Source organism: Frateuria flava (assembly GCF_017837635.1).
Lineage (GTDB): Bacteria > Pseudomonadota > Gammaproteobacteria > Xanthomonadales > Rhodanobacteraceae > Frateuria_A > Frateuria_A flava.
Genome location: NZ_JAGJRS010000033.1, coordinates 1 through 12,323, shown reverse-complemented (window position 1 = coordinate 12,323; position 12,323 = coordinate 1). Strand labels below are relative to the sequence as shown.

Here is a 12,323-nt window from a genome sequence, read left to right as displayed (position 1 = left end):
CCATGACCCGCTTCGCACTGCTCCCGCTGCTGTTCGCCCTGGCCGGCCTGGCGCCGCTGCATGCGCAGGACGCGCCGCCACCCGGCGCTTCGTCCGCGCCTGCGACCCCGCGTCCCTGGCAGAGCCTGGACCCGGCCCAGCAGGAAGTGCTCGCCCCGCTGCGCGGGCACTGGAACGACATGTCGCCACGCAAGCAGCAGCACATGCTCAAGCGCGCCGAACACTGGGTCACCCTGCCGCCGGACCGGCGCGAGGAGATCCGCCAGCGCATCGCCCGCTGGCAGGCCATGACGCCACAGGAACGCGACCGCGCCCGCGAGAACATGCACAAGTTCCACCGGCTGCCGCCGGCGCAGCGCGAGCGCCTGCACGAAGCCTATGAGCAGTTCCAGCACATGCCGCCGGACCAGCGCGAGCGGCTGCTGCGCCAGTGGCGTTCGCAGACCATCGAGCAGCGGCTGCACGGGCTCGACCATCCGCCGGGACCGCCCGCGCCGCGCCCGCCGCCTCGCCGTCCACCGGACCACTGACGGGCTCGAACCTGCCGCGGCGCTCCACTGAACGTCTGATCAGCCGAGCCTCGTCAGTGAACCTGGACTCCTCAATTTTCCGAGCGTCATTCCCGCGAAAGCGGGAATCCATCTCGCCCGGGTGAGCCGAAGCCAAAATGGATTCCCGCTTTCGCGGGAATGACGCCTGGTTGGGGCGGTCGGGCTCCCCTCCGGGACCCGAACCTAATCAGGCCCTGCACGCTTGAGCCTTCCTTCCCCGCGGGGCAAGCGCTAATGCTGGAAACGCGGCTCGCCACCCTGCGTCAGGCAGGTCTTGCCGACCAGCTCATCGGCGAAATCCGGCGCCAATCCGCCCTCGCGCAGCAGCAACTCGACGAAGTTGTACACGTTGCGCGCATACATCTCCGACGCATGCAGCGGTGCGCCCGCGGGCAGGTTCAGCGGCCCCAGGATGGTCACGCCCGCGTGCTCCACGCGCTCGCCCGGCCGGGTCAGCTCGCAGTTGCCGCCGCCTTCGGCGGCCAAGTCCACGATCAGCGCGCCGGGTTTCATGCCCTCCACCATCGCGGTACTGAGGATCTTCGGCGCCGGGCGACCGGGCACCGCCGCGGTGGTCACGATCACGTCCACCAGCTTCAGATGCTCGGCCAGGGCCTGCTGCTGCGCCCGCCGCTCATCCTCCGACAGCTCGCGCGCGTAGCCGCCGCTGCCGGCAGCGCTGACGCCCAGGTCGAGGAACCTGGCACCCAGGGACTCGACCTGCTCGCGCGTTTCCGGCCGCACGTCGTAACCCTCGATCTGCGCACCCAGACGCCTCGCCGTGGCGATCGCCTGCAGGCCGGCGACGCCCGCGCCGATCACCAGCACGCGCGAGGGGCGGATGGTGCCGGCAGCCGTGGTCAGCATCGGGAAGAATTTCGGACACGCTTCGGCAGCGATCAGCATGGCGCGGTAGCCGGCCACGGCCGCCTGCGAGCTCAGCACGTCCATGGCCTGCGCACGGGTGGTACGCGGCAGCAGTTCCAGCGCGAAGGCGGTGAGCCTGCGCTTGCCCAGCGCAACGATGCGCGCCGCCGCACCATGCGGGCGCAACTGGCCGACGATTACCGCGCCCTCGCGCAAACGGCCCAGGGCTTCGTCCGACGGGGGCAACACACACGTGAGCAAGTCGGCTTGCGCCAGCACCTGCGAGGCGTCGCCAAACTCGATCTCGCCATAGGCGGCATCCGGAAAGCCCGCCGCGACACCGGCACCATGCTCCAGCAACACCCGCACGCCCTTGCCTTGCAGCTTGCGCGCGATCTCCGGCGTGACCGCCACCCGCCGCTCGCCGTCCGCCACCTCGCGCAACGCGCCCACCGTGATCGCCATACGGTTTCCCCTGGGACCTGACGTCTCATCCTAGCCCAACGGCCCAGCCCGCAAGCACAGGCCGCTTGACCGGCGCCGCGCCGGGCGCAGTAGACTGGCCCACCGGCAGCGCCACCACCGGCGCACACGGGGTCTTTGCAAGGGAGATCCCACTTGTCCACTCCGATGCCCCTTCCCGTCGTCGACCCGCTGCTGCTCGCCGCCCGCGAAGCGCGCGAGCTGGCCTATGCGCCGTATTCGAACTTCCATGTCGGCGCCGCCGTGCTCACCCGTGACGGACGCACCTTCACCGGCTGCAACGTCGAGAACGCCTCCTACGGCCTGTGCAACTGCGCCGAACGCACCGCACTGTTCAGCGCCATCGCGGCCGGCTGCCGGCCGGGCGACTTCGTGCAGCTGGCGGTGATCGCCGACACGCCCGGCCCGGTGAGCCCGTGTGGCGCCTGCCGGCAGGTGATGGCCGAACTCTGCGACGAGAGCATGCCGGTGCTGATGGGCAACCTGGCCGATGCGCTGGAGGAGACCACCGTCGGCGCCCTCCTCCCCGGCTCCTTCCGCCTTCCCTGAAGTCCCCGTCCCCTGTAGGAGCCCACTTGTGGGCGATGCTCTGCCTGGTGCACCAGAGCAAAAGCATCGCCCACAAGCGGACTCCTGCAGGGATGCGGCGGCGCGCGGGTATCATGGACGACCCGCCTGCACCCGTGCCTGCCATGCCCCACGCGCTCGACCTCCTGATGCAACGCCACTCCGCCCCTTCGCGCCAGCTCGGCGAACCGGCGCCACAGGGCGCCGAGTTGCACGCGCTGCTCGCGGCCGCCGTGCGCGTGCCCGACCACGGCAAGCTGGTGCCGTTCCGGCTGATCGAGTTGCGCGGCGAGGCCAAGCTGGCCTTCGGCGAGCAGCTGGCTGCGATCGCCGCGCGCAACCCCGCGCTGTCCGAATCCAAGCGCGAGAAGGAACGCACCCGCTACGCGTTCGCCCCGCTGGTGCTGGTGGTCGTCGCGAGGGTCACCGCCGGCAGCAAGGTGCCGCCGATCGAACAGGAGATCGCCGCCGGATGCGTGGCCTACAACCTGTTGCTGGGCGCGCACGCGCTGGGTTACGGCGCGCAATGGCTGACCGGCTGGGCGGCCTACGACCAGGATGTCGCCGCGATCCTGCGGCTGGCCGGCAACGAACGGGTGATCGGCTTCGTACACATCGGCACGCCGCAGATCGACGTGCCCGACCGTGAGCGCCCGGCGGTGGACGAGGTGTTCTCCACATGGACACCGTGAGCACCACGGCCAGCGCCGTCCACCTGGTCGATGGCAGCCTGTACGTCTTCCGCGCCTGGCACTCGATGCCCGACCAGTTCCACGACGCCGATGGCCATCCGGTCAACGCCGTCCACGGTTTCACCCGCTTCCTCTGCGAGTTGCTGGAAAAAAGCCGCGCCGAGCACGTCGCGGTGGCCTTCGATGCCTCGCTGACCAGCTCCTTCCGCAACGCGATCTACCCGGCCTACAAGGCCAACCGCGAATTGCCCCCGCCCGATCTGGAACGCCAGTTCGTGCTCTGCCGCGCCATCACCGAGGCGCTCGGCATCACCGTGCTGATCGACCACAGCTACGAAGCCGACGACCTGATCGGCAGCGCCCTGTGGAGCCTGCGCGGGCACGGCCTGGACAGCGTGATCGTCTCGGCCGACAAGGACTTCGGCCAACTGCTGGGCGAACGCGACGAACAGTGGGACTTCGCCCGCAACCTGCGCTGGGGTCCGGCCGGCGTGCACGAGAAACTCGGCGTGCACCCGCACCAGGTCGCCGACTACCTGGCACTGTGCGGCGACGCGGTGGACAACATCCCCGGCGTCCCTGGCATCGGCGCCAAGACCGCCGCCGCCCTGCTCGCCCACTTCGGCAGCCTGGACGTATTGCTCGAGCGCGTCGACGAAGTTGCCTTCCTGCGCATCCGCGGCGCGGCCGCCTGCGCCGCCCGCCTGCGCGAGCACGCCGAACTGGCCCTGCTGTGCCGGCGCCTCACCCGCATCGCACTGGACGCGCCCATCGCCCCGACCGCCGACGCGCTGCGCCGGCAGGCGGGCAACGGGCAACTGGACGCCGTGTGCGAGCAACTGCGCTTCGGCCCCCTTACGCGCTCGCGGTTGCGCGCGTTGACAGGTGCGTAAAGGTCGCTCAGAGGAATGCCGGCCGCTTTCGACCCAAAGCGGACATCGACCGGGGCATCTGTAAGCGCATTCCGGGGCAGAGTCGGAAGCGCACCCCCGCCGCTCGCAACGAACAAATCCGTCGGCGACCGTACATTACGGTTCAGCATCCGTCGTTCGCGTGCTGCAGACGGGCTAGCCGGCGATAGGGCACATTCTTTAGGTGTTCTGGAGTGCCCGACTGTTCCTCATGTCTCCGGTGGAGCACCTGATAGGTCGAGAACATTTGTTCTTTTTTTAGAGTACACTTGTACTCTATGACCAAGTCACGCAATCGCAGCCGGGAAGTACTCGCCTTCATCCAGTCACGGATCGAAGCCGACGGGCGCCCTCCCACCCTTCAAGAAATTGCCAACGGCTGCGGGTTCAAGTCCCGAAGCGCGGCGCAGAAGCACGTCAGGGTTTTAGAAGCCAGCGGCGAGCTCCAAGTCACCCCCGGCCAGGCACGTAGCGCGCGGCCCAAGCGGGCACGGGAGCAGTCCGCAGGGGCCGCGACGTTCTTCGAGGTCTCACCCCGCGACATCCAGGACCTGACGGACGCAGACCTGCGCACGTTGGTCGCCCGCCTCTGCATGGCCGGCTTGGCGGATGCAGGACTTCCCCCAACGAGTGTGATCTGGGGTGGCGACCAGCGGGCACCGGATGGCGGCATTGATGTCCGCGTGTGCACCGAGCCGAACCCGGCACTCCCCCCCCCTTTGAACCACGGTGCCGTCGGCTTCCAGGTCAAGGCCACGCGGATGGGTCCTGCTGAGATCCAGAAGGAAATGTGCCCCGGCGGCGTGCTGCGGCCCTCGATCGGTGACTTGATGCGCACGCATGGCGCCTACCTCATCGCCGCCACTGACCTCGTCGCCGATGAGGAATACCGCCGGCGCCTCGAGGCCATGAAGGCTGCGGCATCCACAATGGACGCCGCCGCCGCGACGATCGACTACTACGATGCTCGTCGTCTCGCCGATTGGACCAACCACCATCCCGGTGTCGTTGCCTGGCTCCGGGCGCGGCTCGGGCGCCCGCTCCAAGGCTGGCAGCCATTCGGTCCGTGGGCCAGCCAGACCGAGCAGGGCGCGCTCTTCTTCGCCGACGAAAAGTTGCGGGTCACCGACCCGCTCGACCGGGAGAGCAAGCTCTCACTCGTCGACGGCCTGGCCCAGATCCGCCGTATGCTGCGCAAGGCGGGTCACTCGGTGCGCCTGACGGGTCTGTCGGGCGTCGGCAAGACGCGTCTCGCCCAGGCGCTGTTCGAGGAGTCGGCTGCTCCAAACGCGCTACCTGAAGACCTGGCGGTCTATACGGACACGGCCCATAGCCCAACCCCTCCCCCCGCCGCGGTCCTCGACGAGCTGTTAGCAGCCCGCCGTCGCGCGATCCTCATCGTGGACAACTGCGGCAGCCAGCTGCACAACCAACTCAGCGCCCGCTGCAAGACCTCCGATCGCGTGAGCCTGCTCACGATCGAATATGACATTCGCGAGGAGCTGGCCAATGAGACGAACGTATTCCATCTGGAAGCCGGTTCGGACGAGCTGGTCGAAAACATCCTTGAGCAGAAATTTCCGCAAGTGTCGCAGGTCAACCAGCGCACGATCGCGCGGTTTGCCGATGGCAACTCTCGCGTGGCCATCGCGTTGGCCCAGACCATGGAGCGGCACGACTCTTTGGCGGGGCTCAACGATGACGAGTTGTTCGATCGGCTGTTCTGGCTGGGCAAGGAGATCAACCACGAGCTCAAAGTCGCAGCCGAGGCTTGCTCGCTGGTCTACTCCTTCGATGTCGACGACACGGACGGTGAGCTCGCCCAACTCGGCGCATTGGTCGATATCAAGCCTCTCGCGCTGTATCGGCACGTCGCCGACCTGGAGGCGCGTGGGCTAGCCCAACGGCGGGGCCAATGGCGCGCCATCCTGCCGCACGCGGTCGCCAACCGACTTGCCGCCCGAGCCCTGGTCACGATTCCGATTCCCCTGGTTGAGAAGCATCTGGTCAGGGACCAGGAGCGGCTGTTGAAGTCGTTCTCCCGCCGTCTAGGCTATCTGCACAAGTCCGTGGAGGCGGTCGCCATCGCGCGACGTTGGCTGGCGCCCGATGGCCTGCTGGGCGACGTGAGCGAGCTCGGATCGCTGCACGAGGAAGTGTTCGAGAACATCGCGCCTGTCGATCCGGCGGCAACGCTCGAGACGATCCAGCGGACGCTAGATGGGCCCAATGGCGAGCGCCTGCTGGCCTCAGACTCGTATTCCCGTGTCCGTCTGGTTCGGATCATCCGTCTGATCGCGTGGGATGCGGATCTGTTCGACACGTGCATGGGGCTTCTGATTCGATTTGCGCTGGCCGAACCGGCGGATAAGCGCAGCGACCCCACGCGCGACGTCATCAAATCGCTCTTCCAGATCTACCTTTCCGGCACCCAGGCATCGACCGAGCAGCGGGCGGCATGGGTGAAGAACCTGCTTGGGTCGAAGAATGAGCTCATCCAGGCGATCGGCGTGGATGCGCTGTCTTCTGCCTTGGAATGCCACCACCTCTCGTCGCACTACGGATTCGAGTTCGGCGCGCGGGTTCGAGACTACGGCGCATACCCGCGTGGCGCGGAGGCCCGCCACTGGATCGACACATTCATCGGACTCGCGATCGAGACCGGAACGGGCGGCGGACCGACAGCCGAAGCCGCCCGCAACGCCCTGGCAAGCCAGTTTCGCTCGCTCTGGACGGTGGCGGGGGCCTTGGAGCCCTTGGAAAAGGCGACCGCGGCGCTACTGCCGTTCGGATGGGAGCGCGGGTGGCTAGCGATCCGCCAGACACTGGGCTTCGATGGCGAGAAGGGGCTTCCAGCGGAGTCGCACGCGCGGCTCGTTCAACTTGAGGCCCTCGCCCACCCTTCGACACTGGCGGGTCAGGTCAAGGCCGTCGTGCTGAACAATCACTTCGCAGGCGTCGACTACGCCGACGGAGACGAATCGCCAGCCCGAAGCTACGAGCGCGCCGATCTCCGGGCGCGGCAGCTCGGGGAGCTGGTCGCAGTCGATGAGGTTGCATTCGCGCAGATCGCACCGCTCGTGGTCGCCAACGTCCATGGGCGGCAATGGCATTTTGGTGAGGGCCTCGCATCTACCTCCGCGTCGCTGACGGCCATGTGGGCCGCGTTGGTCGACTCCTTCGAAGCCATGCCCCCGGAAGAGCGCAACGTGCAGGTATTCCGCGGCTTTTTGCGCGCCACGTCCGAGCGCGACCGCGAGCTGTTTGACAGGTTCCTCGACGAGAGTATGGGGCGCCCATCGCTCGTTGAGTGGGTTCCGGTCCTGCAGCTGAGCGCGGATCTGGACGACCGCGGCTGTGATCGCCTGATCGCATCAATGAACAATCCGAACGTGCCTGCCTGGGTGTTCCGTCACCTCGGCTTTGGCCGCGCAACTGAGCCGGTACCCGAGGAGCGTCTGGTAGAGCTGCTCGAGCGGCTGAGCATCAAGCCCGGCGGCGTGGCGATCGCAATCGATATTCTCCACATGCACATCTACGGCGAACCCAAGTCCATCGGGCCGCAACTCACGTCGTGTGCTCGCGAACTCATCGCCAATGCTCCGCTTACGCGGAACGACCATGGACTCGACCATGCGCTCGGTCAGCTCGTCGCGCGCTTCCTGACGGGCAACGACGCGCAATTCCCTGCGGCCCGAATGCTAGAGCGCATCAGCGAGGCGATCAGCAACTGGACGGTCTCGCGGTACGACTTCACTGAAACGCTTAAGGCCTTCTTCGCGGTACAGCCCAAGCTCGCCCTGGACGCCCTCGTTGGGGACGAGGGCGAGGAGCCGGTGCGCGACTACACACGACGCGGTGCGTTGGCCGGCGGCCGGCGATCGGGCGCCTTGCTGAGCGTTCCGGAAGATGCACTGCTGGAATGGTGCCGTGCGGGCGGTCCGCAACGCTGGATGCGCGTCGCTCCTCTGCTGCCGGCATTCGATTCGCAGGCAGACGGCGGCGCGCTAGCGTGGTCCACGCGCGTGAGGGCCTTGCTAGCGAATGCACCCGATGCGGCAGCGGTCGCCGAGACGCTCATCGATGTCTTGATCCCGAGCAGTTGGAGCGGCTCGCGCGCGGACGTCATTCGCAAGCGCCTACCCTTGCTCGACCAACTGTCAGACATCCTCGGGCCCGCCCACCAAGAGCAAGTCACAGCGTGGAGGCGCAATGTCATGAGGGTTATCGACCACGAGGCGCGACGGGAGCTGGAAGAACATCGCGCGCGCAACGAGCGATTTGAGTAGTGCGTTTGTTGCCGAACCGCGGCTAATGCTTCGTGTCCTGTTGGCTCGGCGGGTTGGAAGGACGTGGACACATGGCGGCGGTGAATCAGGTCGAGTCGTGAGGGGTTGTGCGATGTCGAAAGTGACGCGAGGGTCATTTAGGTTGAGCCGGGACCACGTCGAAGTGACCGGTCAACTCTCCCCGTGGCTGCGTTTCTGTATCGGGCTCTCCATCGTGGTGTTTGCGATCACCCCACTCGTGTACATCATTCTCAAGAGCTGACTGGTTCCTCGCCGCAACTCATTCACGACGTCCGCTTCTGGCCGAAAGCGGACATTGCCGGGTCACGTTGGGCGCGGCACCATGCGGTGCTCCCGTTGTCCTGTAGCCCTATGAACGACGACCGCATCCCCGCTGACGCCCACCTCCCCGTCGAAACCCTCTGCGAAGGCCGCTGGCTCAGCCTGCGCAAGCGGGGGCGCTGGGAGTATGCCGAGCGCAATAACCCGGGCGGTGCGGTGATCATCGTGGCGGTGACGCCCGATGATTGCGTGCTGTTCGTGGAGCAGTACCGGGTGTCGATCCTCAAGCACACGATCGAGATGCCGGCCGGGTTGGTCGGGGACCTGGCCGACCAACTGGACGAAAGCGCGCTGCTGGCGGCCGCGCGCGAGCTGGAGGAAGAGACGGGCTACCGGTGTGACCGCGTGGAGTTCATCCACGAGGGGCCTTCGTCCTCGGGCATGAGCACCGAGATGATCGCCTTCGTGCGGGCCCACGGTCTGGTTCGGGCCGGTGCCGGCGGGGGCGACGAGAGCGAGAACATCGTGGTCCATGAGGTACCCCGTACCGAGGCAGGCGCCTGGCTGTTCGCGCGGGCGGCCGAGGGGTATTCGGTCGATCCGAAGCTGTTCGCCGGGCTGTGGTTCCTGGAGCACGCGGGTCAGCGCGCAGAGGTAGCGTAGGGTGGGCTTCAGCCCACCGCCGCCCTGGAGCAGGGCCATGGTGGGCTGAAGCCCACCCTACGGGCATCTTGGCCGGGTTGGGACAACCGCGCTAAAGATTTCCTGGCAGCGGCCGATTCCGGGGGTGTCGCCTCCTATCGACATCCCTACTGCAATGGAATCCGCCATGAAAATCCTGCTCGCCTCCGCCCTGTTCCTGCTCGCGCCGATGGCCGCGCATGCCGCCTGCTCGCCGACCGACTTCGCCGTGCAGGACTTCAAGATCGCCGCCAGCGGTGGCCGCCTGAGCCTGAAGGGCCAGCTGGTCAACCATTGCGCCGAGCCGGCGGCCGCGCAGATCTCCATCGACGCCAAGGACTCCAGCGGCAAGGTGCTGGCGAGCAAGAAGGGCTGGCCGGCCGGTACGGCCAACATCGCCCCGGGCCAGTCGGTCGAGTTCGACCTGGGCCGTCTGTTCCGCTACCAGTCGGACATGCAGAGCTTCACCGCCGGCGTGGCGAACGTGCGTACCTGGTAAGCATCGGACTGGATGCACCAGCAAAAAGGCCCCGGTTGGGGCCTTTTTGTTTTGCCCCCTCAACGGAGGGCTGGAGGCGAATTGGCTTTCTCTAGCCGGGCATCTCGGCGAGCCCCGGCCCCTCACCCCAACCCTCTCCCCGGAGGGGAGAGGGAGCTTGGTTTGCTACCAGATGTGCACGCGCTGCTTCGGGTCCAGGTAGAGCTTCTGGCCGGGCTTGGGATCGAACGCCTGGTACCAGGCGTCGATGTTGCGCACGGTCTGCGCGCGGTAGCGGCCCGGCGCGTGGCCGTCGGTGATGATCTGCTGGCGCAGTGCCGCATCGCGGGTCTTGCTGCGCCAGGACTGCGCGTAGGCGAGGAAGAAGCGCTGTGCGCCGGTCAGGCCATGCATCACCGGCGCCGGCTTGCCCCCCAGCGATTTCTGGTAGGCGATCCACGCGGCGGTCAGGCCGGAGACGTCGGCGATGTTTTCGCCGAGGGTCTGCTGGCCGTTGATGTGCAGCCCGGGCAGCGGCTCGTACGCGTTGTACTGCTCGACGAGTTTCTGGCCGGCGGCCTTGAAGTGGGCCAGGTCTTCCGGCGTCCACCAGTTGGCCAGGCGGCCCTGCGCATCGAACTCGGCGCCCATGTTGTCGAAGCTGTGGCTGATCTCGTGACCGATCACGGCCCCGATCGAACCGTAATTGGCGGCCGCGTCGGCCTTCGGGTCGAAGAACGGCGCTTCGAGGATCGCCGCCGGGAAGTTGAGCGCGTTCTGCAGCGGCAGGTTGACCGCGTTGACGGTCTGCGGCGTCATCCACCACTCGCCACGGTCCACGCTCTGGCCAAGCTTGGCCTTCTGGTGGCGGAATTCCTGCTCGACCGCACGCAGATGGTTGCCCAGCGCGTCATCGGGTTTGATCACCAGCGCGCTGTAGTCGCGCCAGGTTTCCGGATAGCCCACGCCGACCTTGAGCGACTCGATCTTGGCCTTGGCCTTGGCCTTGGTGGCATCGGTCATCCAGTCCAGCTGGCCCACGCGCTCGTCGAACGCGGCCAGGATGTTCTTGACCATGTCCTGCACCTGGCGCTTGGAGGCCGGCGGGAAGTACTTCTTGACGTAGATCTGCCCGACCGCGTCGCCGAGGTCGTTGTTGACCGCGCCGATGGCGCGCTTCCAGCGGTCGCGCTGCTGGGGCGTGCCGGTCAGGGTGTGGCCGTAGAACTCGAAGCTGGCGTCGGCGTAGGCCTTGGGCAGCAGGCCGGCGCTTTCGTTGATGGTGTGGAAGGTGAGGTAGTCCTTCCAGGTGTCGAGCGGCTCGCTGGCGACCAGCGCCGACAGGCCCTTGATCGCGTCGGGCTGCCACGCATCGATCACCGGCTGGCCGGCCAGCCCGGCCGCCTCGAAGTAGGCATTCCAGTCCATCCCGGGCGCCTTCTGCGCGTAGGCGCTGGCCGGCCACGGGTTGTTGGCCTTGTGCACGTCCTCGGTCTCGATCAGGCTGGACTGCGCCTTGGCGATCTTCATTTCCAGGCCGAAGATGGCGTCCGCCTTGGCCTTCGCCTCGGCCACGCCGGCGCGCTCGAGGGTGGCGGCGATGTACGCCTTGTACTTGTCGCGAAAACCGACCATCTCCGCGTCGTTCTTCAGGTAGTAGTCGCGGTTGGGCATGCCCAGACCGCCCTGCAGCAGGTAGGCGATGTTGTGCGAGGGGTCTTCCAGGCCCTGCGCCACGAACAGGCCGAACAGGTGCTCGGTGTGGTAGTTGGTGGCGTTGATCGGGTCGACGTCGGCACGCAGCTGGCCGCCGAGCACGCGCGAGAGGTCGCTGCGATTGCGGATCGCCTCGATGCGGTCGAGCTCGGGCTTGAGCGGCGACAGGCCCGCCTTCTCGATCGCCGCCTCGTTCATGAAGGCCGCGTAGTAGTCGGCAATCTTGCGCTGGTCGCTGCCCGCCGCCGGCTGGCTGGCGCCGGCCTCGCGAATGATCTGCGCGTTGCGCTTCTCGGCCTTCTGGAACACCTGCAGGAAGATGCCGGTGCTGGCACGGTCGGCCGGGATCACCGCGTTCTTGCGCCAGGTACCGTTGGCGAAGTTGTCGAAATCGTCGCCCGGCTTGACCGAGTGGTCCATGCCGGCCAGGTCCACGCCGATCGCACCGCCGACCGGAATGCCCGCCGGCGCCTTGCCCTGCTGGGCCGCCGCCGCGAACGCCCCGGCGCTCACCGCCGAACCGCACAACAGCGCGGTCGCCACCATCCATCGCATCGCTTGCATTGCCTTTGCTCCGCTGGAAACAGACGCCCACGATAGCCGCGAACCGGCAAGCGGGTGTGCATGACCTGTGGGCTAGAGGGCTGTTGCCGGCAGGGCGTTTCGTGGTGGGGGGACTGCCGCAAGGCCTCCCCCATCCGCCCTCCGGGCACCTTCCCCCGTGAACGGGGGAAGGATCGGGGTGAAGTGGTCAAGTCTTTTTGGACACCGGATAGGAGCTAAGCCGCCATTGCATCAACGATGGC

At 67.2% G+C, this 12,323-nt stretch carries 9 protein-coding genes; 7 read left to right on the top strand and 2 right to left on the bottom strand.

Going from position 1 to position 12,323, the window contains the following annotated elements:
- The first annotated feature begins 2 nt into the window (after positions 1-2).
- Positions 3-530, top strand: coding sequence for a DUF3106 domain-containing protein (locus J7I44_RS14695; protein WP_209622481.1), 528 nt, complete (start codon positions 3-5; stop codon positions 528-530).
- Between the two features lie 252 nt (positions 531-782).
- On the opposite strand, the gene J7I44_RS14690 is transcribed toward J7I44_RS14695, so the two are convergent.
- The gene (locus tag J7I44_RS14690; RefSeq protein ID WP_209622476.1) at positions 783-1,883 is read right to left on the bottom strand and encodes an NAD(P) transhydrogenase subunit alpha; all 1,101 of its coding nucleotides are present in this window, start codon (positions 1,881-1,883) and stop codon (positions 783-785) included.
- Positions 1,884-2,048: 165 nt separating this feature from the next.
- Here J7I44_RS14690 and cdd point away from each other — a divergent pair, with 165 nt between their 5' ends.
- The 6 genes from cdd to J7I44_RS14660 all read left to right on the top strand — a co-directional run bounded on the left by cdd (position 2,049) and on the right by J7I44_RS14660 (position 9,822).
- A complete protein-coding gene (gene cdd / locus J7I44_RS14685) occupies positions 2,049-2,450 on the top strand; it encodes a cytidine deaminase (protein ID WP_209622473.1) in 402 nt (133 codons plus the stop codon).
- Between the two features lie 143 nt (positions 2,451-2,593).
- Positions 2,594-3,160, top strand: coding sequence for a nitroreductase family protein (locus J7I44_RS14680; protein WP_245188219.1), 567 nt, complete (start codon positions 2,594-2,596; stop codon positions 3,158-3,160).
- Positions 3,148-4,053, top strand: coding sequence for a 5'-3' exonuclease (locus J7I44_RS14675; RefSeq protein WP_209622467.1), 906 nt, complete (start codon positions 3,148-3,150; stop codon positions 4,051-4,053). The genes J7I44_RS14680 and J7I44_RS14675 overlap by 13 nt, the downstream gene beginning before the upstream one ends.
- 296 nt (positions 4,054-4,349) lie before the next feature.
- Positions 4,350-8,360 carry a LexA family protein gene (locus J7I44_RS14670; RefSeq protein WP_209622464.1) on the top strand — a complete coding sequence of 1,337 codons (4,011 nt, stop codon included), beginning with the start codon at positions 4,350-4,352 and terminating at the stop codon, positions 8,358-8,360.
- A gap of 372 nt (positions 8,361-8,732) precedes the next feature.
- Positions 8,733-9,305, top strand: coding sequence for an NUDIX hydrolase (locus J7I44_RS14665; protein ID WP_209622461.1), 573 nt, complete (start codon positions 8,733-8,735; stop codon positions 9,303-9,305).
- 166 nt (positions 9,306-9,471) lie between these two features.
- Positions 9,472-9,822, top strand: a complete 351-nt coding sequence (locus tag J7I44_RS14660; RefSeq protein ID WP_209622459.1) for a hypothetical protein — start codon at positions 9,472-9,474, stop codon at positions 9,820-9,822.
- A gap of 165 nt (positions 9,823-9,987) precedes the next feature.
- On the opposite strand, the gene J7I44_RS14655 is transcribed toward J7I44_RS14660, so the two are convergent.
- Positions 9,988-12,081, bottom strand: a complete 2,094-nt coding sequence (locus J7I44_RS14655; RefSeq protein ID WP_209622457.1) for a M13 family metallopeptidase — start codon at positions 12,079-12,081, stop codon at positions 9,988-9,990.
- Positions 12,082-12,323: the final 242 nt, after the last annotated feature.